The organism is Kribbella qitaiheensis, assembly GCF_014217565.1.
In the GTDB taxonomy this organism is placed as follows: Bacteria; Actinomycetota; Actinomycetes; order Propionibacteriales; family Kribbellaceae; genus Kribbella; species Kribbella qitaiheensis_A.
In genome coordinates, this window is record NZ_CP043661.1 from 3,262,791 (window position 1) to 3,287,724 (window position 24,934).

General features: G+C 68.4%; 25 protein-coding genes. 7 read left to right on the plus strand and 18 right to left on the minus strand.

What is annotated here, in order from left to right:
• The first annotated feature begins 269 nt into the window (after window positions 1–269).
• The 3 genes from F1D05_RS14985 to F1D05_RS14995 are packed head-to-tail and all read left to right on the plus strand — an operon-like array spanning window position 270 to window position 3,740.
• The gene (locus tag F1D05_RS14985; protein WP_185448265.1) at window positions 270–1,832 is read left to right on the plus strand and encodes a class I adenylate-forming enzyme family protein; all 1,563 of its coding nucleotides are present in this window, start codon (window positions 270–272) and stop codon (window positions 1,830–1,832) included.
• A 7-nt stretch (window positions 1,833–1,839) separates the two neighbouring features.
• The gene (locus F1D05_RS14990) at window positions 1,840–3,075 is read left to right on the plus strand and encodes an MFS transporter (RefSeq protein ID WP_185448266.1); all 1,236 of its coding nucleotides are present in this window, start codon (window positions 1,840–1,842) and stop codon (window positions 3,073–3,075) included.
• A complete protein-coding gene (locus F1D05_RS14995) occupies window positions 3,072–3,740 on the plus strand; it encodes an SGNH/GDSL hydrolase family protein (RefSeq protein ID WP_185448267.1) in 669 nt (222 codons plus the stop codon). Before F1D05_RS14990 ends, F1D05_RS14995 begins: the two co-directional genes overlap by 4 nt.
• Before the next feature lie 37 nt (window positions 3,741–3,777).
• Here F1D05_RS14995 and F1D05_RS41970 read toward each other — a convergent pair whose 3' ends face one another.
• The gene (locus F1D05_RS41970; RefSeq protein WP_281388948.1) at window positions 3,778–4,440 is read right to left on the minus strand and encodes a CatB-related O-acetyltransferase; all 663 of its coding nucleotides are present in this window, start codon (window positions 4,438–4,440) and stop codon (window positions 3,778–3,780) included.
• 92 nt (window positions 4,441–4,532) lie between these two features.
• On the opposite strand from F1D05_RS41970, the gene F1D05_RS15005 reads away from it, so the two are divergent.
• On the plus strand, window positions 4,533–5,234 hold the full coding sequence (locus F1D05_RS15005; protein WP_185448269.1) for an SDR family NAD(P)-dependent oxidoreductase: 702 nt from the start codon (window positions 4,533–4,535) through the stop codon (window positions 5,232–5,234).
• Here the strand turns inward: F1D05_RS15005 and F1D05_RS15010 are convergent.
• Window positions 5,200–6,162 carry a cytochrome P450 gene (locus F1D05_RS15010; RefSeq protein WP_185448270.1) on the minus strand — a complete coding sequence of 321 codons (963 nt, stop codon included), beginning with the start codon at window positions 6,160–6,162 and terminating at the stop codon, window positions 5,200–5,202. The two genes, F1D05_RS15005 and F1D05_RS15010, sit on opposite strands and share 35 nt — an antisense overlap.
• Window positions 6,163–6,632: 470 nt before the next feature.
• On the opposite strand from F1D05_RS15010, the gene F1D05_RS15015 reads away from it, so the two are divergent.
• Together F1D05_RS15015 and F1D05_RS15020 are read left to right on the plus strand one after the other, a co-directional pair.
• A complete protein-coding gene (locus tag F1D05_RS15015) occupies window positions 6,633–7,895 on the plus strand; it encodes an MFS transporter (RefSeq protein ID WP_185449176.1) in 1,263 nt (420 codons plus the stop codon).
• Window positions 7,896–7,897: 2 nt separating this feature from the next.
• The gene (locus tag F1D05_RS15020) at window positions 7,898–8,872 is read left to right on the plus strand and encodes a methyltransferase (RefSeq protein WP_185448271.1); all 975 of its coding nucleotides are present in this window, start codon (window positions 7,898–7,900) and stop codon (window positions 8,870–8,872) included.
• Window positions 8,873–8,874: 2 nt separating this feature from the next.
• Here F1D05_RS15020 and F1D05_RS15025 read toward each other — a convergent pair whose 3' ends face one another.
• The 14 genes from F1D05_RS15025 to F1D05_RS15090 are packed head-to-tail and all read right to left on the minus strand — an operon-like array spanning window position 8,875 to window position 22,751.
• On the minus strand, window positions 8,875–10,239 hold the full coding sequence (locus tag F1D05_RS15025; RefSeq protein WP_185448272.1) for a hypothetical protein: 1,365 nt from the start codon (window positions 10,237–10,239) through the stop codon (window positions 8,875–8,877).
• Window positions 10,236–11,609 carry a hypothetical protein gene (locus F1D05_RS15030; RefSeq protein WP_185448273.1) on the minus strand — a complete coding sequence of 458 codons (1,374 nt, stop codon included), beginning with the start codon at window positions 11,607–11,609 and terminating at the stop codon, window positions 10,236–10,238. The genes F1D05_RS15025 and F1D05_RS15030 overlap by 4 nt, the downstream gene beginning before the upstream one ends.
• 1 nt (window position 11,610) lies before the next feature.
• Window positions 11,611–12,957: a hypothetical protein gene (locus tag F1D05_RS15035; RefSeq protein WP_185448274.1), complete on the minus strand. Its 1,347-nt coding sequence runs from the start codon at window positions 12,955–12,957 to the stop codon at window positions 11,611–11,613.
• Entirely contained in the window at window positions 12,954–13,937 is a 984-nt protein-coding gene (locus F1D05_RS15040) for an alpha-ketoacid dehydrogenase subunit beta (protein WP_185448275.1), read from the minus strand. Before F1D05_RS15040 ends, F1D05_RS15035 begins: the two co-directional genes overlap by 4 nt.
• On the minus strand, window positions 13,937–14,887 hold the full coding sequence (locus F1D05_RS15045) for a thiamine pyrophosphate-dependent dehydrogenase E1 component subunit alpha (protein WP_185448276.1): 951 nt from the start codon (window positions 14,885–14,887) through the stop codon (window positions 13,937–13,939). Before F1D05_RS15045 ends, F1D05_RS15040 begins: the two co-directional genes overlap by 1 nt.
• Window positions 14,888–14,898: 11 nt before the next feature.
• The gene (locus F1D05_RS15050) at window positions 14,899–15,699 is read right to left on the minus strand and encodes a DUF3050 domain-containing protein (RefSeq protein ID WP_185448277.1); all 801 of its coding nucleotides are present in this window, start codon (window positions 15,697–15,699) and stop codon (window positions 14,899–14,901) included.
• A gap of 12 nt (window positions 15,700–15,711) precedes the next feature.
• Window positions 15,712–16,653 (minus strand): phytanoyl-CoA dioxygenase family protein, encoded by a 942-nt coding sequence (locus tag F1D05_RS15055; protein WP_185448278.1) that lies wholly within the window; start codon window positions 16,651–16,653, stop codon window positions 15,712–15,714.
• A 3-nt stretch (window positions 16,654–16,656) separates the two neighbouring features.
• A complete protein-coding gene (locus F1D05_RS15060) occupies window positions 16,657–17,724 on the minus strand; it encodes a VOC family protein (protein WP_246486711.1) in 1,068 nt (355 codons plus the stop codon).
• A complete protein-coding gene (locus tag F1D05_RS15065) occupies window positions 17,724–19,001 on the minus strand; it encodes a beta-ketoacyl-[acyl-carrier-protein] synthase family protein (RefSeq protein WP_185448279.1) in 1,278 nt (425 codons plus the stop codon). Before F1D05_RS15065 ends, F1D05_RS15060 begins: the two co-directional genes overlap by 1 nt.
• The gene (locus F1D05_RS15070; RefSeq protein ID WP_185448280.1) at window positions 18,998–20,602 is read right to left on the minus strand and encodes a class I adenylate-forming enzyme family protein; all 1,605 of its coding nucleotides are present in this window, start codon (window positions 20,600–20,602) and stop codon (window positions 18,998–19,000) included. Before F1D05_RS15070 ends, F1D05_RS15065 begins: the two co-directional genes overlap by 4 nt.
• A complete protein-coding gene (locus tag F1D05_RS15075) occupies window positions 20,599–21,126 on the minus strand; it encodes a beta-ketoacyl synthase chain length factor (protein ID WP_185448281.1) in 528 nt (175 codons plus the stop codon). Before F1D05_RS15075 ends, F1D05_RS15070 begins: the two co-directional genes overlap by 4 nt.
• On the minus strand, window positions 21,123–22,187 hold the full coding sequence (locus F1D05_RS15080; protein ID WP_185448282.1) for a beta-ketoacyl synthase N-terminal-like domain-containing protein: 1,065 nt from the start codon (window positions 22,185–22,187) through the stop codon (window positions 21,123–21,125). Before F1D05_RS15080 ends, F1D05_RS15075 begins: the two co-directional genes overlap by 4 nt.
• Window positions 22,180–22,497, minus strand: coding sequence for an acyl carrier protein (locus F1D05_RS15085; RefSeq protein ID WP_206686221.1), 318 nt, complete (start codon window positions 22,495–22,497; stop codon window positions 22,180–22,182). The genes F1D05_RS15080 and F1D05_RS15085 overlap by 8 nt, the downstream gene beginning before the upstream one ends.
• Entirely contained in the window at window positions 22,497–22,751 is a 255-nt protein-coding gene (locus F1D05_RS15090; RefSeq protein ID WP_185448283.1) for an acyl carrier protein, read from the minus strand. The genes F1D05_RS15085 and F1D05_RS15090 overlap by 1 nt, the downstream gene beginning before the upstream one ends.
• Before the next feature lie 17 nt (window positions 22,752–22,768).
• Here F1D05_RS15090 and F1D05_RS15095 point away from each other — a divergent pair, with 17 nt between their 5' ends.
• Window positions 22,769–23,515, plus strand: coding sequence for a 4'-phosphopantetheinyl transferase family protein (locus F1D05_RS15095; protein WP_206686222.1), 747 nt, complete (start codon window positions 22,769–22,771; stop codon window positions 23,513–23,515).
• On the opposite strand, the gene F1D05_RS40240 is transcribed toward F1D05_RS15095, so the two are convergent.
• Together F1D05_RS40240 and F1D05_RS40245 are read right to left on the minus strand one after the other, a co-directional pair.
• Window positions 23,446–23,778 (minus strand): AMP-binding enzyme, encoded by a 333-nt coding sequence (locus F1D05_RS40240; protein WP_246486712.1) that lies wholly within the window; start codon window positions 23,776–23,778, stop codon window positions 23,446–23,448. The two genes, F1D05_RS15095 and F1D05_RS40240, sit on opposite strands and share 70 nt — an antisense overlap.
• 91 nt (window positions 23,779–23,869) lie before the next feature.
• Complete coding sequence (locus tag F1D05_RS40245; protein WP_246486713.1) at window positions 23,870–24,847, minus strand: AMP-binding protein; 978 nt, start codon at window positions 24,845–24,847, stop codon at window positions 23,870–23,872.
• Window positions 24,848–24,934 lie beyond the last annotated feature (87 nt).

Below are 24,934 nucleotides of genomic sequence, written 5' to 3' on the forward strand. Positions count from 1 at the left end.
AGCGAGACGGCCGCGGCCACCGCGGCCGTACGGAGACTACTGGGAATGCGCATGGAACAACCCCCCAAATGGGTTGGCGCGCGAGTGGCAAGAATTGCCCTGCGCGGATAGCGGTGGCGAAAACCTAGTTCCGGATCCCTGACACGTCAACGGGAGCTTTGAATTACTCGCTTGAATTCTTCGAGAACTGGTGGCGGTGGAATTCTCGAAGTACGCTCGGCCCGGATCGAGGAGGTACGCTCTGCGCGATTCGAGGAGGATGGCCTGCCGTGTCGGTCGAAATCGTGCTGGACGAAAACCTGGAGAAGTCGGGTTCTTATGTCGTGGCGGCGCTGCGGCTGTTCTCCGATTACGGCGACGCCGACGCGATCGTTTCCGGTCTGCGCCGGATCAGCTTCGCCGCCCTGCGCCGGCAGGTGCTCGACCTGGCCGCCGTGCTCCAGCAGCGCGGCATCGGCCGGGGCACCGGCGTGCTGGTGCTGGCCGGCAACACGATCGAGCTGCCGGCCCTGCAACTCGCGCTGCATCTGGTCGGCGCCCGGACGATGTGGATCGCGCCGATCGCCGGCCGCCGCGAGATCGAGGCGTTCGCCCGGCTGTCCGAGGCCGACGTCTTCGTGTACGACGCCGGCACGAAGGCCGTGCTCGGGGAACGCCTCGCCGTGCAACTCGGCGTACCGGTGCATTGCCTGGGGCCGGGTGGGCTCGGGCCTGACCTGTTGGCTACGACGCCTGCCAAGCCGTTCCAGCCGGAGCCGGGCGACCTGGAGCCGGCCACCTGCCTGCAGACGAGCGGGACGACCGGGGAGCCCAAGCTGGTGCACCACCGGCAGGGGTTCTACGAGCAGATCCTGACGCTGGCCGCCGACTACCTAGCGGCCGGACTGCCGGTGCTCCGGCACCTGTCGCACTCGCCGATGGCGTTCGCCAGCGGCCAGATCACCAGCTTCTTCAACCTGTTCATGGGCGGCGTGCTGTTCCTCGAGGATCAGTGGGACGCGGGTCGCGCGCTGACCACGATCGAGCGCGAGCGGATCAACTCGACGTACGTCTCACCGCCCCTGCTCTACCAACTCCTGGACCACCCGGACCTGCCGACCACCGACGTGAGCAGCCTGTTCATGCTCAACGTCGGTGCCGGTCCCGCGGCGCCCTCGCGGCTGCGGCAGGCGATCGAGCGGTTCGGCCCCGTACTGCGGATCGTCTACGGGCTGAGCGAGGTCATCGTGGTCACTGCCCAGCCCGGGCTGACCGAGGACCCGGAGTATCCGGAGCGACTGCGGTCGTCGGGAGCGCCGTACGGCGATGTCCGGGTGGAGATCCGCGACGCCGACGGCCACCGGCTGAAGCCGGGCGAGACCGGCGAGATCTACGCGACCAGCAAGCTGCGATTCGTCGGCTACTGGGGCCGCCCGGACCTCACCGAGCGAGCCATCGTCGACGGGTGGGTTCGCACGGGCGACCTGGGCTACCTGGACGCCGACGGCTACCTCTACGTCGTGGATCGGGTGCAGGACACGATCGTCACCGGGTCGAGCAACTGGAACGTCTACTGCCGGCCCATCGAGGACCTGCTGCAGGCGTATCCAGGCGTGCGGGCCGCTGCAGTGATCGGCGTACCGGACGAGGCCTTCGGGGAGGTGCCGCACGCCTACGTGGTCCGCTACGACGGCGCTGTGGTCACCGCGCAGGAACTGCAGCGATCGGTTCGGGACGAGTTCAACGAGATGTGGACACCGCGCACTGTCGAGTTTCTGGACGAGCTGCCGCTGACGTCCGCGCACAAGGTCGACAAGGTAGCCCTGCGAGCCAGGTACGCGTCCCCGTCATGAGCCGGTCATGAGCCGCAAGACCGGACTGATCGCGCTGTTCACGGCGGACGTGCTGTCCGTCCTGGGCGATCGCGTGTCGATGGTGGCGATCCCCTGGCTCGTCCTGATCACCACCGGCAGCCCAGCCAAGATGGGCCTCGTCGCAGGCGCGGAGATGCTCCCGTACGTCGTGTCGGGGGTGCTTGCCGCGCCACTGGCCGACCGGTTCGGGTTACGCCGTACGTCGATCGTCACCGACCTCGGCAGCGCGGTGGCGATGGCTGTGATCGTGATGTCGCCTGGCTCGTCGTTCGCCGGGTTGTGCCTCCTGGTCGCCGTCGCGGGCGCGCTGCGTGGGCTGGGCGACCGGGTCAAGCACGTGATGCTCAAACCGATGGCCGACGCGGCCGGCGTGAAGATGATCCGGGTCACCTCGTCGTACGAGGGGTTCACCCGGACCGCCACGCTGATCGGGGCGCCGCTGGGCGGGCTGCTGATCAGCTGGATCGGGCCGAACAAGGCGATCACCGTGGATGCGATCTCGTTCCTGGTCTGCGCCGCGCTGATCGGTCTGCTGGTCCGGCTGCCACCGGCCGCGTCAGACGAGCCGGTGCCGGTTCGCGAGCCGTACTTCCGGGCGCTGCGAGGCGGGTTCGACTACATCCGCAAGGACCAGTTGCTGCTCGGGATGATCGTGATGATCTTCTTCCTGAACGTCTTCAACCAGGCCAGTACGGCGGTCTTCGTGCCGCTCTGGGTCGAGCAGGTGCTCAAGTCCCCGGCAGCGCTCGGACTGCTGTTCGGCGGGTTCGCCGCAGGCGCGCTGCTAGGCAACGTGATCTTCACCGTGCTCGGGCCGCGACTGCCGCAGTACGGGTCGTTCGTGATCGGCGCTGCCGTCGGTGGGGCGCCTCGGCTGTTCACGCTCGGGCTGTCGCACCACCTGTGGCTGGTGGTCACGGTGAGCTTCTGCTGTGGGGTGGCCAACGCTGCGGTCAACCCGGTGATGGGCGTGACCCTGTACGAGCGGGTGCCTGCTGCGCTGCAGACCAGGGTGTTCGGAGTGACCGGGGCGATCGCCTTCATAGGCATCCCGATCGGCGGGGTGCTCGCGGGGTGGGGAGCGGCCACCTTCGGGCTGCGGCCGGCGGTGATCGCCTCTGGGGTGATCCTGCTGCTGGTGACGCTCGTGCCGGTCTACCGGCTGTGGAAGCGCCCAGTTGAGCTGGAGCACTACGCGTCGACGCCTGAGGAGGCGGCATGACAACCGAGGCCACCGACGAGTACTGCCTCGCCGAGGGCGAGTCCGCCAAGCTGCTGACGGGTCACCCGTGGCGGCGGTTCGTAGTACTGGGTGACAGCGTCGCGGAGGGCCTGTGCGAGCCAGTGCCCGGCTACAGCGAGCTGCAGTGGGCCGACCGGATGGCCTTCGAGCTGCGGTCCGCCGCGCCCGCCTTGGACTACCTCAACCTGGGCGTCAGCGGGCTGCGCGCCCACGAGATCCGCGCTGGTCAGCTGGAGCATGCGCTGGCCTTCCGCCCGGACCTGGCGCTGGTCGTAGGCGGCGGAAACGACGCCTTCAGCGCCCGCTACTCCCCGGACGCAGTAGATGCCGAGCTGAGCGCCATGGTGAGTGCGCTGCAGGCGGCCGGGGCCGACGTCATCACCCTGGGCATGTTCGACGTCTCCTACTCCCCCGCCATCGTCGAGTGGCTCCGCCCGGGCCTGCGGGAGCGCATGGGCCGCCTGGCTGAGCGCACCCGTCTCATGTCCGAGCGCCTCAACACCATCCACGTCCACCTGACCGACCACCCCCTCTCCACCGACCCAGGCCTCTACAGCGCCGACGGCCGCCACGGCAACGCCCGCAGCGACGCCATCGCCGCCGCGGTCACCCTCCGCCGCCTGGGCTCGCATCTCGGCAGGTAATCCCCCCACCCGGGCGCTCCTGCGTCGGCGAGACGCACTACCGCTCCACGATCAGGCCCGCCTTCAGCGCGATCTCCTCTACGTCTCGTGGGGTGCCGGTGAAGATGGTGTGGGCGTGTTCGGTGACCAGGTCTACCGGCCAGTTCCACCAGGCGGCGCGGAGGAGGCGGGCTACGTCTTCCTCCGGGTAGCGAAGCTTGAGGATGCGGCCCGGGTTGCCACCAACGACCGCGTACGGCGGGACGTCGGTGGTGACGACCGCGCCGGTGGCGATGATGGCGCCGTCGCCGATCGTCACGCCGGGCATGACCGTGACGCCGTAGCCGATCCAGACGTCGTTGCCGACCACCGTGTCGCCCTTGCGGGGGGCGCCGAGGGCAGGCTCCAGCGTCCGCTCGGCCCACTCGCCGCCGAAGATGAAGAACGGGTACGCCGAGACGCCGACCAGGGGGTGGTTGGCCGAGGACAGCAGGAAGGTGGCCTTGGCGGCGATCGGGCAGTACTTGCCGATGATCAGCTTCTCCGGGCCGAACGGATAAAGCACATTGTTCCGCTCGAAACCGGCCGCATCGTCCGGATCGTCGTAATAGGTGAATTCCCCGATTTGGACATAGGGAACCGTAATAAGGGGTTTCAGGAATACAGTGCGCCGCCGATCACTGAATGGGTAGATGACATTTGGGTTTGGCGCACTCGACACTGGCTGCTCCTTGGTCATGGGGATCCCCTGATGGAGTTTTCCGAACCTTTTGAACACTGCCGAAAAGGCGTGACTTCGTCTACAGTCCGGCCATGGCTGACAACGACGCGATCCTGATCTCCGGCGCCTCGGGCTGCATCGGCAGCACCCTGGCCCGGCTGCTGCACGCCGACGGCCGCGCCCTGGTCCTGTTCGGGCGCAACCGCGAGAGCCTCGACAAGCTCGCCGTCGAGCTGCCGGGCGCCGAGGTGCTGGTCGGCGACATCGGCCACGCCGACACCCTGGCGGGGACGACGACCTTCCCGGAGCGCCTGGCCGGCGTGGTCCACGCGGCCGGCATCTGCGAGGGCCGCCCGTTCGCCGACAGCGACCCGGCGATCATCCGCGAGCACCTCGAGGTGAACCTGGTCGGCCCGTCCGAGCTGACCCGGCTGGCCCTCCCCGCGCTCCGGGCCGGCCGTGGCAGCGTCGTACTGGTCAACTCGCTCGTCGGTCTCTACCCGTGGCCGGGCTGGATCGGCTACGCGATGAGCAAGTACGGGCTGCGCGCGTTCGCCGAGACGCTCCGGCTGGAGGAGTTCGACAAGGGCGTCCGGGTGACCAGCATCTTCGCCAGCCGGGTGGCGACCCCGCTGCAGGCGAAGGTGCACGCCCAGGAGGGCAAGGAGTACGTGCCGGACGAGTGGGTACAGCCCGAGACCATGGCCCGGACCATCCGCACCGTGCTGGACACCCCGCGCGACGCGGAGCTGAAGGACATCACCCTGATGCATCAGCACTACCCCCGGCCGTGACCAACACTGGGTCGGCCACGGTGACCGGCAAGGACTTGTAGCCGCGCAGGATGAACTGGTCGGTGCGGACCGGCTCGCTGCCGAGCGCCAGCTGCGGGAACCGCTCCATCACCATCGGCAACGCCAGCTGCGCCTCGGTCCGGGCCAGCGCTGCCCCCAGGCAGTAGTGCGCGCCAGCTCCGAAACTGATCGGCTGGTTGTCCGGCCGGGTCGGGTCGAACCGGTCCGGCTCGCTGAACCGCCGCGGATCCCTGTTCGCCGCTCCAGTCAGTACTGCGACCAGCTGCCCCTCCTTCAGCGGTACGCCGAGGAACTCGGTGTCCTTGCCCGCCACCCGGATGAACACGTGCGCGGGAGTGTCGTACCGAAGCACCTCCTCGACGTACGCCGCCGGGTCGGCCAGCAGCTGCGAATGCCCCTCGGACAGCAGCAGCGGCATCGCGTTGCCGAACAGGTGGATCGTCGTACTGAAGCTCGCGTTGAAGAGGACCAGCAGGTTGCCGACCAGCTCCAGGTCGGTGACCTGGTGCGTGCCATCGTCGATCGCCTTGGTCAGATCGCTGATCAGGTCCTGCTCGGGCTTGGCCCGGCGCTGCGCGATCAGATCCAGGTAGTACGTCGTGATGTCGGTGGCCGCCTTGTCGGCGGCGGCGAGCACCTCGGGCCCCTTGCGGCGGAAGTCCAGCCAGTCGTTGATCACGTCGACCTGGGAGCGGAACCAGCTGATGTCGTCGTCGGGCAGCCCGAGCAGCCGGCCGACGACCCGGGCCGGCAGCAGATAGGCGAACTCGGCCATGTAGTCGACCTCGGCGCCGCCTGCCCCCGCCAGCTCGATCCGGTCCAGCAGCTCGGACGCGATCGCGATCACGTCGGGCTCCATCTCCTGCACCCGGCGGGGCGTGAACACCTTGCGGAACAGCGCCCGCATCCGGGCCGTGCCGGTCGCCGTTGCTGAACATCATCGAGTTCATCAACGTGATCAGGACCGGGTGCTCGCGCCAGGTCGGGCTCATCGGCTCCAGCCGGAGCGCGTCGTGCACCTCGAAGGTCGCGTCCCGCATGATCTGGTCCACGGCCCGGTACCCGAAGGCGGCAGCGGAGTACGGCAGCTTGCCCGCGGTCAGTGCGCTCGCCTCCCCCAGCCCGTGCAGGTCGGCGTACAGCGGATACGGGTCGAGCCCCCCGCCACCGGCCGCCAGTGCCCCCACGATGCGGTCCGTCTCCGAAGTGATCTCCGACATATCTCCCCCTCCTGAAAACCCTTTTTCAGGGCATGGCAAAACACCTGGTCCGCTTTGACCGAATTTCCATCGAAGTCCCCGCCGGAGCACTTACACGGACGTTTTCCGTGTCGTACTGTGTGTCCCGGAGGCGGTCTCGGAGGACAAGGGGGTGACCATGCCGGAGCAGGCCCGCGGTAAACGACTGGGTCTTTACGCATTGCTCACCGCCGATGTGTTTTCGACCTTCGGCAGCAGGTTCTCCCTGGTAGCCATTCCCTGGCTGGTTCTGATCAGTACCGGAAGTGCCGCGAAAATGGGCTTGGTGGCCGCGTCGGAAATGATTCCGTATCTGTTGACGAGCGTCCTTGCGGCGCCGATCGCGGACCGGTTCGGCATGCGCCGTACGTCGGTCTGCTGTGATCTCGGGTCGGCCGTCGCGATGGCCCTGGTGGCCGCGATCGGCCAGCTCGGCTTCGTCCACCTCTGCCTGCTGATCGCGGTCAGCGGCGGCCTGCGCGGCGTCAGCGACCGCACCAAACACGTCCTGCTGCGACCCACCACAGCCGAGTCCGGCATCCCGATGTTGCGTGTGACCAGCGCATACGAGGCGATGAACCGCACCTCGGGACTGATCGGCGGCCCACTGGCCGGCGTCTTGGTGGCGACCATCGGGCCGCACCACACGATCTGGCTGGACGCCGGCACGTACGGCGTCGCGGCACTGCTGGTCGGCCTGCTGGTCAACCCGGCACCCGAGCCGGAAGTGGACACACCGGTCAAGGAACCGTACTGGCGGGCACTGCGTGGCGGGTTCGCGTTCCTGAAATCGGACCGCATTCTCCTGGGCATGCTCGGCATGTTGTTCATGGTCAATTTCTTCCAATACGCGAACGGCGTGGTGCTGCTACCACTGTGGGTTCGCGAGGAATTCGGATCGGCGACCGGGCTCGGCTGGATCATGGGGGTTTTCGCGGCCGGTTCATTACTCGGGAACGTGCTTTTCACGATCTTCGCGACCAAGATTCCGCAAATGCTTTCGTTCTTCGTCGGAGCGGCGATCGGCGGTGCCCCGAAGATTCTCGTCCTCGGCCTGACCGGCAATCTCACCGTCGTCCTGGTGGTGACATTCTTCGCGGGCCTCGGAATGGCCGGCGTGAATCCGGTCGTCGGCGCGGTGCTGTACGAACGGATCCCGGTCGAACTGCAGACCCGCGTGTTCGGCGTGGTCGGCGCGGTCGCGGTCGCGGGCATCCCGCTGGGCAGCGCGCTGACCGGCGCCTCGGTAGCCGGCATCGGGCTCCGGCCCACCATCATGATCTCGGCCCTGGTGCTGCTGGCGGCCACCGTGATCCCGTTGGCCGGCCACCTCCGCGGCATCACCAGGCGCACCGCAAGTGAGCAGCAACCGACCCCCGCAGCGCAATCGACAGGAGAGTAAGGATGACCGACCCACTGGGGCCCGCCGAACTGGCGGCGATGTCCGACCTGATCCCACCGATGGCCCTCCGCGCCGCCGCGACCCTGCGGCTGGCAGATCTGCTCGCCTCCGGCCCGGTGGAGCTGCGAACCCTCGCCGACAAGGCCGGAGTCGACGAGGAGTCGCTCGGCCGGCTGATGCGCTACCTGGTCGCCCGCGGCATCTTCGCCAGCGAGGAAGGCGGGTACGCACTGGGCGAGTCCGGTCGCTGGCTGCTCGACGACGCACCCAGCGGCCTGCGTCGCTGGCTCGACCTGGACGGCTTCGGCGGCCACATGGACCGTGCCTTCATCGAGCTGCTCGGCACCGTCCGCGCCGGCGGACCGGTTGCTGCCGGCAACAAGACGAGTCTCGAGCCCAAGGCCGCCGCGTCGTACGACGAGTTGATGGAGATCCGCGCGGTCCAGGAGGCACCGCTGCTCGCGACCGCGCTCGACTGGTCCCGCTTCGAGCATGTCGTCGACGTCGGCGGCGGCACCGGAGCGCAGCTGGTCGGCCTCCTCACCACGCTCCCGTCCCTGCGCGGCACTCTGGTAGACCTGCCCGTCAGCGCGCCCGCCGCGCTGGAGCGGTTCCGTACCCACGGCCTCGCCGAGCGCTGCGAAGTACTGGCCGGTGATCTGTTCGAGCTCGACCTGCCCAGCGCGGACGTCTTCGTGTTCCGCTACCTGCTGCACTCGTTCGAGGACGACGCCGCCGCCAGGGCACTGCGCCAAGCGGCCCAAGCGCTCAGGCCCGGTGGCTCCGTGCTGGTGATCGAGTCCGCCGAGACCGCGCCGGTCGCCTTCGCCTCGATGGACCTGCTGATGCTCGTCCTCGGCCACGGCCGGGAGCGGACCCTCACCGAGTACGACGCGTTGGCGGCCTCCGCCGGTCTCACCCGGACCGCGGTCCACCAGCCGGCGATCGGGCCGCGGGTGCTCGAATACACCTTCTGACATCACGCGCCACCGAGGAGCAGCGAGCCGGTGACATGCACGTTGCGCTTGAGGTTGAGGACCTCACCTTCGCCCTGACTGCCGATCCGGACGTAGCAGCCGGCTCCCTGACGGGCGAAGCTGTAGGGCCCGATCGAGAACGGGACCTCGGCCCCCTCGTGCGCCCCCGTCTCCAGGTGCACGAAGTCCATCGTCATCCGGTCCGGGCGCGAGTAGTCCTGGACCAGATGCAGTCCCTCGGCGACGCCGTGCTCGATCAGCGCGGTCCATTCCTCAGGCGTCGCCTCCCGGCCGACCACCACTCCCGACCCGCCGAATTCGTCCGCCGGCTTGAGAACCAGCTCTTCCCGCTCCGCGAGCACCGAGTCCTGCAGCTCCCGGGTGAGCATCCGCGTGCGGGGCAAGTGAGCGCGAACCAGCGCGGCATCCTCAGCAGGAAGATCCGCTGCGTCCTCCCAGAGCCAGGCGAAGACGAGCTTGTTGCTGATCAACCACGACGCCGCCGAGGTGAACAGCGCCGCTGTCCCGGCCTGCAAGGCGTCCTTTATCGCCTGCAACCCAACAGTCGGCGGCATCTCCGAGCAGACGAACAACCGCAGGATCGCCTCGACGCGACGCCCCCGCCCGACCAGGTGCTCATCCTCGGACAGCGTCAGCCAATCGACCGGCTGAACGTCCATGTCGTAACCGTTCTCACGACCCCGTACTACGAACGGCTGCAGCAACTCGACCAGCTTCTCCGGGTCGTGCGACTCCGGATACTCGCCGTCGGTCCGGAACACCATCGTCAGCCGGGCGCCCGGCGGCAGCCCGAGTGTCTCGCGGATCGCGGCGTACCGGCGATCGACCGCGGAGACCGGCGCCTCGACCGGTAGCTGGTCCACCAACCCCGTAGTACGGAAGAGCTCGAGGAAACGGGCCGACACCTTCTCTGAGTCCCAGACGCTGCCGACATCGCTGCCGACGTTGAACTCGACGAACTTCGGTACGCCGTCGGTCAGCAGGATGTCCGGACGCCCCGACATCAGCAGGTGTTCGGCGAGCGGCTCTGAGTCGTCCAGGAACTCGACCCGGCCGTCCGGAATGCCGAGCAGCTTCCGCAACTCCCCCGCAGTACTGGCCCGTCGGCGGCAACAGTCGAAGAGCAACTGCAGCATCCGATCGCTCAGCGCGTAGAGCTCTTCCAGCCACACCTTGTCCATCAGCACCGGCCGGAGCGGCCGCCAAGTCTGGTTGTAGGTGGCGATCTCGTCGAAGACCACCTGCCAGCCCGCCTGACCCGCGGCCAGGATCTCCGTCCGCAGGCCGGCCGACAAGTTGCCCCAGGCATCGAAGCCCGGCCGGCCGGCCCAGTCGAACGTCGTCATCGCGGCGCGACCAGCAGCGGTCCGGTGACATGGACGGCCCGCTTGAGGTTCAGTACCTCGCCGTGCTCGTGCGAGCCGACGCGGAGGAAGCACCCGAAGGACTCCCGGCCGAACGTGTACGGCCCGACGGAGTACGGCACCTCGGTCCGTAGCGTCTCGCCGGTCTCCAGGTTGGTGAAGTCCATCGTCAGGCGATCCGGCCGGACGTAGTCCTGGAGCAGGAAGTCAGCGCGCCGAACGCCCTCCTCAAGACCTGCCCGCCACTCGTCCGCCGAGGTCTCGTGGCCCACCAGGACCCCCGAGCCGCCGTACTCGTCAGCGGGCTTGAGCACCAGCTCGGCCCGTCGCTCGATCGCGTCCGCGACCATCTCGGCCGTCAGCATCCGGCTCCACGGGATGTGCCGGCGTACCAGCTCCTGATCCTCCGGCGCGAGCTGATCGAGGTCGCTCCAGAGCCAGGTCAGGAGCAGCTTGTTGGCCAGCAGCCAGCCCGCCGACGAGGTGAAGATCCTCGACGTACCGGCCTTCACCGCGGCCTTCAACGCCGCCTGGCCAGGGTTCTGCGGCATGTTGGCGCAGACGTACAAGCGGAAGACGGACTCGACCGGCCTGCCCTCGTGATGCAGCTTGCCGTCCTCGTCGGCCGCCAGCCACTGGATCGGCACGCAGTCCATGTCGATGCCGAGTGCCTGACCCCGCTCGACGAACGGGTCGAGCATCCGGACCAGAGCCGGGATGTCGTCGTTGCCGGGGTACTCGCCGTCGGTCCGCATCACCATCGTCAGCCGGTCACCTGGCTTCAGATCCAGGTACTTCGTGATCGCGTGGTACCGGCCGTCGATCGGCGACGGCGGCGCCTGCACCGGGACGAGCTCCTCCAGCCCGCGGCTGGTGAACATCTCCAGGAACCGGGTGGACACCTTCTCGGTGTCCCAGACGCAACCGACCTCGCTGCCGATGTTGAACTCGACGAACTTCGGTACGCCGTCGCAGACCAGCACGTCGGGGCGGCCGGACTGAACGAGGTGTTCGCCGAGCACCTCCTCGTCGTCGAGGTACTCGATCAGGCCGTCCGGCGTCCCGAGCAGCTTGCGCAACTGGCCCGCGGTCGTCGCTCGCCGCATCCCCGTCTCCAGGATCAGCTGCAGCAGCCGGTCCATCACGTGAGCCAGCTCTTCGTACTTGTTCTGGTCGATCAGCACCGGGCGGAGCGGTCGCCAGGTCCGATTGAAGGTCATCACGCCGGCGAAGACCTTGGTCCAGTCCTCCGCGCCGGCCGCCAGCACCTCGTCCTTGGTTGCTTGCGGCAACTGCTCCCAGTGGTCGAAGGGCGTCTGCTGCCAGTCGAAGTTCAGGTCCGGGGTCGTCATCTCACGCCTCCAGGTCGTTCACGAGCAGCAGGCCACCGGTCAGTGCGCCTTGGGTCAGGTTCACCACGCCACCCGCACCGGGCGGTGAGAACCGGCTGAAGACGCCGGCCGGGATGCGGTCGAACAGGTAGGTGGCCAGGCAGTACGAGACATCGGTCTCGACGACGTCGCCGGTCTCGGGCTTGAGGAACTGCATGGTGAGCGGATCGGCCTCGATCAGCTCCTGGATGATGTGCGGACCGTCGGCCGTGTCCAACGCGGTCAGCCATTCCTCCGGCGAGGTGAGCGGGCCGATGAAGACGCCACGGCCGCCGTAGTCGTCCGTCGGCTTGAGGACCAACTGCTCCCGCTCGTCGATCGCCCGCTGCCGCAACTCGGGGCCGTAGACCCATGTTCGCGGGATGGTCGCCCGGACCACCTCGGCGTCTTCCTCCGTGAGCAGGTCCAGATCCTCCCAGAGCCAGCCGAAGATCGCCTTGTTGCTCAGTAGCCAGACGGCCGTCGGCAGGTACATCTGGAAGGTGCCGGCCGCGTTCGCGACCCGGACCGCCTCCATCCCGGGGCTGTCGTTGACGAACGGCGGCACGAACATCCGCCAGACCGCGTCCAGCGTCCGGTCCCCTGCCTTGAGCCTCTTCTGATCGTCCAGCTCCACCCACTCGACCGGGTACACGATCAGGTCGACGCCCAACTCGCGGCCACGATCGGCGAACGGCGCCAGCCGGTTGATCATGTAGTTCGGCCGGTCGGCACCGGGATAGCCACCGCCCGCGGTGAACAGCATCGCGGTCGTCTTGCCCGGCCCCACATCGGCCCGGATCGCATCGAATCGCGCGTCGATGGCCGACGGCGGCGCGGCCGCGCCCATCGCGGTGAACATCGGCTCGTCGACGTACACGTCCATCCAGCGCTGGATCACACCGTCGGCGTCGAGCACCCCGCCGAGCGCGCTCTCCACGTTGCACTCGACCATCCGCGGTACGCCGCGTTCGAGCAGCAGGTCGGACCGGATCGCGTTGATCAGGCGACCGGTCAGCGGTTCACTCTCGTCCAGCAACTGGATCCGGCCATCCGGTACGCCGAGGACGCGGCGCAGCTCCCCCGCAGTACGAGCTCGGCGCCGGCAGGCTTCGAGGACCAGTCGCGAGACCACCTCGGTGACCCGGTTCATCTCCGCGTACGCCGCGTGGGTGGCGACCGGCGAGCGGAGCGGGATCCAGTCCTGGTTCTGCAGCGCCACGTCCTCGTAGACCTGCTGCCAGTACTTGTGGCCGTAGGCAAGCAATCGTTCGCGGACCGGCTCCGGCAGATCTGGCCACAGTTCGTGCACGGAAGGTCGTGCCGTCATCCTCGTCCCCCACTAGTCAGTACGTCGCGGACCGCCGCGAGCAGCTGGTCCCGGCCAGGCTGGACCGCTCGATCCAGGGCAAGCGCGAACGGCAGCACGGCCCCGTCCGGCCGGGTGACCCGACGCGGCGGCGCTATCAGCTCGAAGCGTTCGGCCGCTATCGCAAGTACTTCGGCGCCGAAGCCGCTGGTCCGGTTCGAGTCGTCGATCACCACCAGCCGGCCCGTCTTCGCGACCGAGGCGGCCAGTCCGTCGACGTCGAACGGATAGACCGTGCGCGGGTCGAAGACCTCGACCGAGACGCCCCCACCGGCGAGTTCGTCGGCCACTGCCAGCGCGTCGTGCACCAGGTGGCCCAGGGCAACAACAGTCACATCGGAACCGGTCCGTGCGATCCGGCCTACGCCGAGCGGTATCGGCGCCAAGGTCGAGAAGTCGACATCTTCACGGACTCCGAGCGCCCCCGACGGAGCGAAGACCACCACCGGGTCGTTATCCCGGATCGCCGACAGCAGCAGCCCGTACGCATCGGCCGGAGTCGCCGGCACCACCGTCTTCACCCCCACGTGGGCAAACAGGCTGTACGGATGATCCGAGTGCTGACCGGCCCAGCCCGTCCGCGATCCCGACCCCGGTACGACGTACGTGACCGGGACCTTGCACTGGCCACCCGTCATCAGCGAGAACTTGTGCGCCTGATTGGCGATCTGCTCGAACACCAGGAACAGCAGCGAAGGGATCTGGAACTCGACCACCGGCCGCAACCCGGCCAGTGCCGCACCGGTGGCGAAGTTGGTGAAGGCCTGCTCCGACAACGGTGTGTCCAGCACTCGCTCTGGCCCGAACCGCGCGAACAACCCGGCGGTCAGGTTGGAGGCGGCCACCCGGATGTCCTCGCCGAGCACGAACACGTCGGGGTCGGCGTCCATCTCGTCACCGAGGGCCCGGTTGAGGGCCTTCAAATAGGACAGCTTTGGCATCAGTGCATCACCTCGGGACTGGCGTAGAGGTACTCGAGAGCGGCGGCGGGATCGGGATGGGCGCTGCCCAAGGCGATCCCGGCCGCCGCATCGAGCAGGGCCTCGACCTCTGCGTTGACGGCTTCCCGGTCGTCGGCAGTGAGTCGAGCTCCCTGGATCTCCACTGGGTCCCGCGACCACCCAGCAGAGAGTTCATCGGCCGACCGATACGTGAGCCGGGTCCGGTGTTCGAACGTGTGATGGGCGTCCAGGCGGTGCGTCAGGCACTCCAGGAACGTCGGTCCCTTGCCGGCCCGGGCCCGGTCGACGGCGGCGGTCGTTGCCGCCAGCACCTTCTCGGGGTCCTGGCCGTCGATCGTGAAGGCCGGGATCCCGAACGCCTTGGCTCTGCCGGTGATACTGCCGGCCACGGCGCCGGCGACCGGCATCGTGGTGGCGTAGCCGTTGTTCTCGCAGACGAACAGCACCGGGACCTGCCAGAGCGCGGCCAGGTTGAATGCCTCCAGCAACATCCCCTCGTTCATCGCGCCGTCGCCGAAGAAGCTGACCGCGACGACATCGCGGCCACGGCGCCGGTGGGCCCAGGCCGCGCCGGTGGCGATCGAGCCGGCCGCGCCGACGATCGCGTTGGCGCCGAGGATGCCGAGGCTGAAGTCGGCCGCGTGCATCGAGCCGCCCCGGCCCTTGTTCAGCCCGGACTCGCGGCCCATCAGCTCGGCGAACATCCGCGCCGGGTTCACCCCCTTGGCCAGCACGTGCCCGTGGCCCCGGTGGGTGCTCGTGATCAGGTCTTCCGGCCGGAGCGCGGCGCAGACGCCGGCCGCGACGGCCTCCTCCCCGATGTAGGGGTGGATGCCGCCGACGATCTCCCCGGACCGGACGAACTCGATCGCGCGTTCCTCGAAGCGGCGGATCAACCGGACGGTCCGGTAGAGATCGACGGCCGACATCAGCGCTGCCCTCAGCCCTTGATCGCGGCGAGAATCGAGTCCCAGAGCCGGGCCCGGGCGGCCAGCGCGGTGTTGATCGTGTCCGCGCAGGCGTCCCACTTGGCCTGGTCGTCACCGCACAGATCGGCGACCATCTGCATCGCCATCGGGGTGTGGAACTCGCCGTCCACCTCGATGTGGCGTTCCAGGTAGTCGACGAAGGTGTTCAGCTTCTTCGACCGCTGGTTCACCGCGACCACCTGGGTGAACATGTCCGGGATCAGGTCTTCGCGGCCGAACGCGAACGCGGCCGCCTGGCAGTGCACCGGGTGGTTCTCGATGATGTCCCAGGTGGTGGCGGCGAAGTCGATCGACGCCTGCGGTACGCCGGCCGCGTGCAGCGACTCGACCACCGAACCGCCGTCGCGGAGCAGGTCGACCAGCTTCTCGATCGCGGTCGAGTCGGCACCGGCCTCGTGCATGCCGTTCACGTAGAGCTCGAAGTGACTGATGAAGGCGGGGCTGCCGTCCTCGGTCGCCAGTTCGTCGCTCTCCTCGACCATCACGATGTCGTTGATCAGCCGCCGGCTGCTGGTGTGCGCGGTCGGGATCCACGGCACGGTGACGCAGGTGAGCTCGCGCTGCAGCGACTTGAGCAGCGACATGAAGTCCCAGACCGCGAAGACGTGGTGCTCCATGAAGGTGACGAGTGACTCGTGGGTGTCCAGGTTGGCGTACAGCGGGTGCTGGACCACCTTGTCGCGGGCATCGGTGACGGCCTTCTCCAACTGCTCGATGCCCGGGTGGGTCTGACCCCAGTCGTAGCGTGACATTGCTTGTCTCCTTTAGCGGTCGGCCCAGAGGGTCGGGCAGAAGTCGGGGTCGGCGTAGTCGGGCCGCCCGTCAGAAGTCCGGCGGACCACGGCGTCGTGGTTGTACGCCGCCAGCGATCCGTCGGAGAGCGGAAACTCCCGGTAGGAGTTCGCTCCGTCCTGCAGGTGCAGCGAGATGGCCCGGCGCGGGCGGTCGCTGACGTTCGCACCGCTGCCGTGGTACGTCCGGCAGTGGTGGAAGTTCAGGTGGCCGCGCGGGATCGTGATCGGCAGCTTGACCACCTCGACGCCGTTGAAGGCGGCGTTCTCGGCGAGCATCTCGTCCAGCTCGGACCTGTCCCGCTCGGCGAAGTGCCGCACGACGGTGTCGTTGGCGCCGATCTCCTTCCAGCGGTGACTGCCGTCGACCATCGTGATGGTGCCCATCTCGGGCGGGCAGTCGTGGAACGGGATGAACGCGGTCAGCATCCGCTCGGACGACGAGGACGACCAGTAGTGCTTGTCGAAGTGCCAGGGCACGATGTTCGACGGCTCGCCCGCGACCGGCGGCTTGTAGATCAAGGTCGACTGGAAGATCCGGATCTCGTCGACCTGGGCGAGCCTGGCCGCGACCGCGCCGATCAGCGGCTTGCCCAGGATCTTCGCGAGTCCGTCGTGCTCGTAGTGCACGTAGTCGTTGTGCCGCTGGACATCGCCCTTCGACGGGTCCCAGTACGCCAGTTTCGGCGGCGCGGACGACAGCGACCGGTCCCGCTCGCCGGCGTAGTACCGCTCGCTGGAGTTGACCAGTTCGTCGGTCTCGTCGTCGGTGAGCAGCTTCTTGGACAGGTACCAGCCGTGCTCGGCGTAGAACGCGACGTCCTCGTCCGACGGCAGCAACTCGATCTCTTCCTCGGAGAGGCTGAATTCAAGAGACCGGGGCGGTGGGGTGAGGAAAGCATTAGACACAGTCATGCCTCAACTCCGGCGAGCTCGCGCTCCTTGGCCTCGTACAGAGCCTTGATGTTGCCGCTGCCGAACGTCATCGCACCGCGCCGCTCGATGATCTCCAGGAACAGCGTGCGGCGGACGTGCATGGACTCGGTGAAGATCTGCAGCAGCTGACCCCAGTGGTCCTTGTCGACCAGGATTCCCAGCTCCTGCAGGTCTTCCAGCGGTGTCTCCACCTCGCCGACCCGGCCCGGCAGCGCGTCGTAGTACGTGGACGGGGACGCGAGGAAGTTGACGCCGCGGCCGGCCAGGGTGCCGACGGCCTCGACGATGTCGCTGGTCCGCAGGGCGATGTGCTGTACGCCGGCGCCCGCGTGCCAGGTGAGGAAGTCGTTGATCTGGCCGGGGCCGGCGGGTCTCGTCCGGCTCGATCAGGGTGAAGGTGACGTGGGTCGACGGGCTCTGGACGACCGTCGACTCCATCCCCTGCCCGGCGACCTCGATGTACTCCTCGAAGATCGGCAGGAACCCGAACACCTTCTCGTAGAACTCGGTCGTCGGCTTCAACTGGCCGGACGGCACGCAGATCGCCAGGTGATCGATCTCGCTGAACAGCTTCTCGTCCGGCATCCCGGCCGGCTCGCTGATGGTGATCGCGCCGGGCAGGAACTCCCGCCGCGGTCCGTGCCGCTCGACCAGCCGGTGGATCACGTCACCGAAGCCCGCGACCTCCGCGACCACGACAGTGGTCTCCAGCTCGTCCGTGTAGGTGACCGGCTCGGACACCGATACGGCGCCGCGGGCAAGCAACTCCGTGTAGGCCACGGCGGCGTTGTCCACCTCCATGCCCACCACGGCGACACCATCACCGTGGCGCTGCACGTACTCGGCAGCCGGGTGACTGGCGGCCAGCCCCGAGGTCAGCACGATCTGTACGGCGCTCTCCCGCAGCAGCAGCGAGCGCTGGTCGGCCAGTCCCGTCTCCGGGCCCCCCTGGCCGTGCACCTGCAGACCGAAGGCGTTGGCCAAGTAGAACGCCGCCTGCTTTGCGTCGCCCACGTACATCTCCACGTGGTCGATCCCGTAGATCTCCATCACGATGACCTCACCGTCTTTCCCTCCATGAATTCCTTGCGAGCCGGCGTGCTCGCCGGTCCGAACAACAGACTCACGTTCTGGCCGCCGAACCCGAACGAGTTCGACAGCGCGTACTCCAGGCGCACCTCGCGCGGCTCCTTCCGGACGTGGTCCAGCCCGCAGGCCGGATCCGGGTCGTCGAGGTTGTACGTCGGTGGCAGCAACCCGGTGTTCACGGCCAGCGCGCTCGCGGCGGCCTCGACCACTCCGGAGGTGCCGAGCATGTGACCGGTCAGGGCCTTGGTCGAGCTCACAGCGGGCCCGGATCCGTTGAACGCGAGGCCGATCGCGACCGTCTCGGCGACATCGCCGAGCTTCGTACTGGTCCCGTGCGCGTTCACATAGCCGACCTGCTCCGGTACTACCCGCCCGCTGGCGAAAGCGCGTCGCATACAAGCGGCGGCTCCGGTGCCGTCGGGACGCGGCGCGGTCGGGTGATGCGCATCGGCGTTGACGCCGTACCCGGCCACGTCGGCGTACCCCGAGGCGCCGCGCGCGATGGCGTGCTCGGCGCTCTCCAGCACCAGCAGGCCCGCCCCTTCGGACAGCACGAAACCGTTCCTGCGCAGGTCGAACGGCCTACTCGCCTGCGTCGGGTCGTCCCAGCCACGGGCCAGTGCGCGGGCGTTGCCGAACGTCTCGGCGAAGGTCGGGAACAGCGGCGCCTCGCTCGCACCGCAGATCACCACATCCGCTTCACCACAACGGATCAGCCGGACCGCATCGGCGATCGCCTGCGCGCCCGACGCGCACGCAGTACCGACTGAAGAGGTGTAACCGCGCAGGCCGAACCGGATCGCGACCCGGGCGGCCGGCATGTTCGGCAGGATCCCGGTCAGCAGGTAGGGACTGACTGACACACGGCCTCGTTCGACGCGGGTGATGACCTGTTGCTCGAGCGTCGCCATCCCGCCGACGCCACCGATGATGATGCCGATCCGTTCCGGATCGACGTTCTCGCCGACGACCAGCCCGGCGTCCGCGAGTGCGTCCTCGGCAGTGAGCTGGGCGAGGATGACCGTGCGGTCCATCACCTTGCCGTCGGGGCCGCTCGCGATCGTGCCCGGATCGATCGGCCCCAGGAATCCGGCCAGCTCGACCGAGTTCGCGACCGGGTGATCGGCGGGCGGACGCGAGATCCCCGACTTGCCGTGCAGCAACGCGTCGAAGACCGCCGGCACGCCACGTCCGACGGGCGTGAGCAGTCCCATCCCAGTGATCGTCACGGCGGTCATGACGGCACCCCGGTCAGGCGTTCCTGCCGCAGCGCGACTTTGCGGACCTTGCCGGTCACGGTCACCGGCACGTCGTCCTGGCCGATCACGCTGATCCGCCGGATCGTCGCCGCGACCTCGTCCCCGACCGCCTGATGTACTTCGGCAGTGCGATCCGCGGCCGGGTCGGCATCCGGGACGAGTTCGAGCAGTACGTCGGTCAGGAAGCGACCGTCCTCCTGCGCGATGACGACCGTGCAGTCGAGCACCTCGGGCAACGCCGCCATGATCCGCTCCTCAGACATCGAGGTGTAGAGCTGCGGCCCCTCGAACCCGGCCACGGCGTCCGGAACCCGGTCCAGGTGGTAGTAGTGCCCGGCCTCGTCGGCGTACGCGAGGTCGCCGGTCAGGAACCAGCCGTTCAGGCGGAACTTGTAGGTGTTGACCGAGTCGTTCCAGTACCCCGGCGAGACCGACGGCGACCGGAAGCCGAGCAGTCCGACCTTGCCCAGTGGTACTTCGTTGCCATCGGCATCGAGCACGGCTGCCTCGGCGAACTGGTACACCTTGCCGATGCACCGGCCGTAGTGGTCGGAGTCGATCGTGTGGGTGATGTGGAACCCGTTGTGGCCCATCTCGCTGGAGCCGAGCCCGTCGATGAAGTGCGAGCCCTTGACCTTCAACCGGCCCTCGCGCCCGACGGTCTCCCGCGAACCGACCGCGACCAGCTTGCGGATGTGCGGCTCGTGCGCGCAGTCGCCGGTGTTGAACCACATCCGGACCGAGTCCAGATCGTGCTTGCTCAGGTCCTCCCGGGCCAGCCCGGCCCAGGTGACCGCGAACCCGTAGACGCCTTCGGGCTTCCAGCTCTCGATGTGCCCCAGCACGGTCGACGCGTCCTGCGATGAGACCAGCAGCATCTCCGCGCGATTGCCCAGCACCTGGTTGACCATCAGAACCGTCGCCGTGTGCGGGATCGGCAGCGCATTGAGGATCCTGCCGGTGCCCTGTGCCTGCGGCATCGTGAGCAGGTGCTTCAGCGCGGCATAGAGCGTCTTGTGAGAGTGCAGAACAGCCTTCGGTACGCCGGTTGTGCCGCTCGTGTGCGTGATCACGACCGGGTCGTCCTGGTGATGCCGGTAGTGCTCCGGCGCGTCGGCCGGATCCCCGCTGCCGAGCTCCTTCGGCTCCGCCAGGATCGGTGCCTCCTGCAACAACTCCCGGTGCGCCGCGTCAGCCAGTACGCCGGTGACGCGCAGCCGGCGGATGTACTCCTCGGCGATGGCCGGCGCCATTTTGCCGTTCATCAGCGCCGGGATCGCACCGACGCGGGTGAGCGCGAGGAAGCTCAGCACCACATCCGCGGCCTCGGTGGCCCAGACCGCGACGACATCCCGGCGGCCGATTCCGTGCGCCCGCAGCCACGCCGTACGGGCCTGGACCCGTTCGTCGAGTTCGCCCAGCGTCAAAGGGTGTTCGGCCGGGTAGTGGTCGACGGGCGTGTCGAATGTGAGGCCCGGCCCGTCCAGGTCGGCGCCGTGGGCGATGACCGTGGCGAGCACGTTGCCCGCGCCGATGGTCGGGTCGGCGGCCAGGGCGGCGCGGCGACTCAGTGTTTTCATGACGGTTCTCCCCCACTCACCAGCAGGGCGACGGCGGTGTCGCCCTGACTTGCCTGTTCCACGAGCACGACCAGCACCTGGTCGGTGTCACCGTCCGCGATCAGCAGCGCGGCCTGGTCGAACCCGGCCTGCCTGGCATCGCCTGCCGGGCTGAGGCAGACGACCGGACCGTGCAGCCCCCAGCGGGCCGCGACGTAGCCGGCCACGCTGTTCGGGACCGACTGGAAGAAGTAGAGCGGTCCGACTCGCTTGCCGTCGGCAACCGCTTGGTGGACCTGCTCGGCGGAGGCCCGGTCGCCGGTCCGGCTGACCAGGACGATGCCGACCTTTTCTCCTTGTTTCGCGGCGACTTCGCCGTACAGCGACTGCAGGCACCGGTCGGCGACGACCGCCACCAACGGGCTGAACGATGACCCGATGAAGCCGGGTAGTGACGGAGGACCTGCCAGCGCGTCGTCACCCGGCTGCGGCCAGTGACTGTCCGTGACCACACGGAGTTCAGGAATTTCGGCCAGGGGGTTCATCCAGCACGCACCAGCAAGGCCGTGTTGGCACCGCCGAAGGCGGCATTCAAAGTCAGCCCGTACTGCGCGGTCGCGGGCCGTGGTGCGTCCAGGATCAGATCCAGCGGGCAGGCCGGGTCCTCCGTGGTGAACCCGGCGTTGACCGGGAGCTTGCCGGCCCGCAACGCCAGCACCGTCATGACCAGCTCCAGCAGGCCGGACGCCTCCAAGGCGTGGCCGTGCACTGATTTGGTCGAACTGACCGGGACGGCAGTTGGAAACACCGCGCGGATGGCGGCTGCCTCCGACGCATCGCTGAAGGCGGTCCCGGTGGCATTCGCGTTGATGTAGCCGACCACGTCCGGCGGGAGCTCCGCCTTGCGCAGCGCGGCTTCGATCGCCGCCGCCAGACCTTGCCCGTCGGGTGCCGGCCGGCAGGGGTGATACGCATCGCCGGCACGCCCCCAGCCGACGATCTCTGCCTGTCCTTCGCCCCTCTGCAGCACGACCGCGACCACGCCGTCGCCGAGCAGCAGACCCCTGCGATCCAGGCTGAACGGCCGGACCGTGCTGTCGTCGGAGAGCGCGCGCCCCGCGTCGAACAGAGCGAACTGGTCTGCCTCGACCAGGTAACCGGCCGCGACGACGATCCGGTCCGCATAGCCGTGACGGATCAGCGCGGCCGCGTCGGCGACCGCCGTACTGGCCGAGACGCACGCACTGGTGTAGATCTTCGCCGCCCTGGTCGCCAGCCCCCGTACGCCGGCGCGGTCGTGCACCGCGAGGAACAACGGCGTCATCGCGCGTTCGGCCGGCGTCAGCCCCCCGTCGGCGCAAGCAGTGATGACCGCGTCGAGCATCTCCTCCTCCAGCGACCGGGCATCGAGCGCCGTCGCCGCCCGCGTCACCCGGCGGTTCGAGGTGTCGAACCGCCGGATCTCCCCGAACGCTGCGGCGCCGGGCAGTGCCGCCGCCAGCTGCGCCTCGGCACCACGGCCGAGCGCGCTCAGAACCGAGAGGCCGGTGATCGACACCTTGCCGGCTGAGAGGCCGGCTGAGAGGCCGGCGGACAGGTCAGGCATGGGTCCCCCGGTCCGGCTCCAGCTCCGGCGCCACGGCCAGGGCAGGCGAAGGCGGCAGGACACCCGCTGCGGACAGGGCCTCGGCGATCACGGCAACGGCGCTGTCGATCGTCTTGATCCGGTCCAGGTACTCGTCGGCGAGTTCGAGGGCATAGTGCTGCTCGACCTGGTGCACGAGCCAGGCGAGCTCCATCGAGTCGATCCGTTCGAGCTCGCCGGACCGCTCACCGAGACCGGCCAGCCAGTTGACGATCTCGGCCCGCCCGGGTGCTGTCGTGGGCGAGGTCGGGAGAGGGGCGGGGTTGTTCATCAGACCTGCTGGGCGACCCGGCCGGCCACCTCGGTGGTGAACTCGCCCACCGTCATCAAGGCCAGCTGCTCGGACTCCTCGTCGGAGAACCGCACCCCGAACTTGTCCTCCACCCGGATCGAAAGGTCCGCCAGCGCGAGCGATTCCAGGTCCACCCCCGCCGGGCCGAGCGTGGTCTCGTCGGTCAGCCCCTCGACGTCGTAGTTCATGTCCTCCAGTTGCGCGATGACGAACTCGCGAACCTCTTCCCTCATACCGCTACCTTCTTTCTGTGGAAGAACACGGGCAGTCCGATCTGAACCCCGTGCACGTCTGGGTGTCGGCTGTCGGCCAGGACCACGGTCGGGACCAGCGATCGGCCGCCCACGACCTCCTCCGCACCCTCGCCGCCACCCTTCGCACCCCGAGCGCCGAAGGCGCGAGTGACGCCGGCGCACACGGCGCGGGTGGCGCCGGGTCCGCCGCAGGCGGTGTGGTGTTGCGTCACGAAGCGTCCGGCCGACCTGTGGTCGATGGGCTCTCGGTGAGCCTCAGCCACGCCCGCGGGCTGGTCGCCGTGGCGGCGAGCTTCGCCGGTCCGATCGGCGTCGATGTAGAAAGTCGTCGGGAGTTCGAGATCGACGGCATGGCTCGCCGTTGGTTCGACCCCGCCGAGGTGACCTGGCTGCACCAGCAGCCCGATCCGCTCGACGCGTTCCTGCGTTTGTGGACCGCGAAGGAAGCCGTCGGCAAGGCGCTCGGCCGCGGCCTGCGCGGCTCCGGCCTCCGCCGCCGAATGCCACTCGACCCCGGACCCGCCGCCCTGCGACCGGAGATCGCCCACCTGATGCCGTCGGGTGTCGTCCCTGTCGAGCCCGATCTGGTCGTGCTGCAGTTGCCCGTGCGAGCCGAAGCGGTGCTGGCGGTTGCAGTGCCGGTGGGGGTTTCCGAGGTTTGGGTGACCGAGCATCACGGTGCGGCCTTGCGCAGTACGGTGACGTCGCGGACCAGCTTCCCGGTCGTTGTCCGCGGCAACTGATCGAGGATCCGCACACTCCGCGGCCGCTTGTACGACGCCAGCCGCTGAGCCAGTTCCGCCTCGATCCGCGCCACATCACGCCGCTCGCCGAGCTGCAGGTAAGCCGTGATCGCGCCGTCGAAGACCACCACCGCGGCCTCCACCCCGCGCAGCGTGCCGACGGTGTACTCCACCTCGGTCAGGTCGACCTTCAGCCCACCGACACTCACCTGCGAGTCCAGCCGACCCAGGATCGAGACCAGCCCGGTCTCCGGATCGACCACGCCCGCGTCCTTGGTCCGCAGCCAGCCGTCGGCCCACCGCGACGGATCCGACAGCCCCAGGTACGGCGACTCCGGCCGCCGGATCTGCAGTTCACCGTCGACAGCCCGTACTTCGATGCCCGGCGCCGGCTCGATCGTCGGGCGGTGCCGGCCCGAACAGGTCGGTGCCGATCACCCCGACCTCGGTCATCCCGTACATGTTCCCGAGCGGGACCTGGAACTTCTGCTCGAACGCCTTCACGACCGACGACGGCACCAGTTCACCACCGGTCGTCATCCGCTTGAACTGCGGCAGCGCGGGCGGCTCGTTGACCGAGGCCAGCAGACCGATGTGGAACGGGACGCCGAGCACGGTCGCCGGCGCGGTTCCACTCGCGATCGCCTGCAGGATCGCGTCACCCGTGAGGCGAGCCGGCGGGACCAGCGTGACACCGGCATGCAGGCCGTACATCAGCCCACCGACCAGGCCAAGCACGTGCACCATCGAGGGGAGCAGGATGATCCGCTCGCCGCGCTGCGGTACACCGTCGATCTGGGTGTAGCGCAGCACCTCCTCGATCAGGTCCTCTGCCGTCCGGCCGATCACCTTCGACGGGCCGGTCGATCCAGAACTCAGCTGCACCACGGCGTGCGAGGTGTTCGCCGGATGGCCGGAGTAGCTGGCCACCGAGGTGTCGACCTCGACGAACGTGCGCAGGCCCGACTGGACCGGATGTTCGGGCGACACCACGACCTGTGGCACCAGCCGCTCGATCGCCCGGCGGACCTCGTAGTCGGTCAGCCGGTGATCGAGCAGGATCGCCTGCCCGCCGGACCGCCAAACCGCCAGCAAATGCGTTACGAACGCCATTGACGGCGGTAAACGCAAAGCAGCGGCTCCGCCCGGGCGTAAACCGGAATCGGCCAGCTCTGATTGCCTGTCCCGGACCAGCCGGCGCAGCATTCCACGATCAATTGGTGTGGGTAGCGAGAAACAGACATCACTGGCGTCACCGGCCAGTAGAACGTCGTCGACCCACTGGGCACCCATAGTGGTTCCGGGCACCACGACAGTACCGTCCATGGTCATCCGAGCTCCGAAGTTCGCCTTGAACACAAAGGATTCAGAGCACCAGTCCCCCACCAAGGCCTGGCGATGACGTGACCATACGACACG

Bases quoted from the DNA above. Each gene is read 5' to 3' on its own strand.
- F1D05_RS14990 (WP_185448266.1), top strand. From the start codon at position 1,840: ATGAGCCGCAAGACCGGACTGATCGCGCTGTTCACGGCGGACGTGCTG.
- F1D05_RS14995 (WP_185448267.1), top strand. From the start codon at position 3,072: ATGACAACCGAGGCCACCGACGAGTACTGCCTCGCCGAGGGCGAGTCC.
- F1D05_RS15005 (WP_185448269.1), top strand. From the start codon at position 4,533: ATGGCTGACAACGACGCGATCCTGATCTCCGGCGCCTCGGGCTGCATC.
- F1D05_RS15010 (WP_185448270.1), bottom strand. From the start codon at position 6,162: ATGCGGGCGCTGTTCCGCAAGGTGTTCACGCCCCGCCGGGTGCAGGAG.
- F1D05_RS15015 (WP_185449176.1), top strand. From the start codon at position 6,633: ATGCCGGAGCAGGCCCGCGGTAAACGACTGGGTCTTTACGCATTGCTC.
- F1D05_RS15020 (WP_185448271.1), top strand. From the start codon at position 7,898: ATGACCGACCCACTGGGGCCCGCCGAACTGGCGGCGATGTCCGACCTG.
- F1D05_RS15025 (WP_185448272.1), bottom strand. From the start codon at position 10,239: ATGACGACGTTCGACTGGGCCGGCCGGCCGGGCTTCGATGCCTGGGGC.
- F1D05_RS15030 (WP_185448273.1), bottom strand. From the start codon at position 11,609: ATGACGACCCCGGACCTGAACTTCGACTGGCAGCAGACGCCCTTCGAC.
- F1D05_RS15035 (WP_185448274.1), bottom strand. From the start codon at position 12,957: ATGACGGCACGACCTTCCGTGCACGAACTGTGGCCAGATCTGCCGGAG.
- F1D05_RS15040 (WP_185448275.1), bottom strand. From the start codon at position 13,937: ATGCCAAAGCTGTCCTATTTGAAGGCCCTCAACCGGGCCCTCGGTGAC.
- F1D05_RS15045 (WP_185448276.1), bottom strand. From the start codon at position 14,887: ATGTCGGCCGTCGATCTCTACCGGACCGTCCGGTTGATCCGCCGCTTC.
- F1D05_RS15050 (WP_185448277.1), bottom strand. From the start codon at position 15,699: ATGTCACGCTACGACTGGGGTCAGACCCACCCGGGCATCGAGCAGTTG.
- F1D05_RS15055 (WP_185448278.1), bottom strand. From the start codon at position 16,653: ATGACTGTGTCTAATGCTTTCCTCACCCCACCGCCCCGGTCTCTTGAA.
- F1D05_RS15060 (WP_246486711.1), bottom strand. From the start codon at position 17,724: ATGGAGATCTACGGGATCGACCACGTGGAGATGTACGTGGGCGACGCA.
- F1D05_RS15065 (WP_185448279.1), bottom strand. From the start codon at position 19,001: ATGACCGCCGTGACGATCACTGGGATGGGACTGCTCACGCCCGTCGGA.
- F1D05_RS15070 (WP_185448280.1), bottom strand. From the start codon at position 20,602: ATGAAAACACTGAGTCGCCGCGCCGCCCTGGCCGCCGACCCGACCATC.
- F1D05_RS15075 (WP_185448281.1), bottom strand. From the start codon at position 21,126: ATGAACCCCCTGGCCGAAATTCCTGAACTCCGTGTGGTCACGGACAGT.
- F1D05_RS15080 (WP_185448282.1), bottom strand. From the start codon at position 22,187: ATGCCTGACCTGTCCGCCGGCCTCTCAGCCGGCCTCTCAGCCGGCAAG.
- F1D05_RS15085 (WP_206686221.1), bottom strand. From the start codon at position 22,497: ATGAACAACCCCGCCCCTCTCCCGACCTCGCCCACGACAGCACCCGGG.
- F1D05_RS15090 (WP_185448283.1), bottom strand. From the start codon at position 22,751: ATGAGGGAAGAGGTTCGCGAGTTCGTCATCGCGCAACTGGAGGACATG.
- F1D05_RS40245 (WP_246486713.1), bottom strand. From the start codon at position 24,847: ATGACCATGGACGGTACTGTCGTGGTGCCCGGAACCACTATGGGTGCC.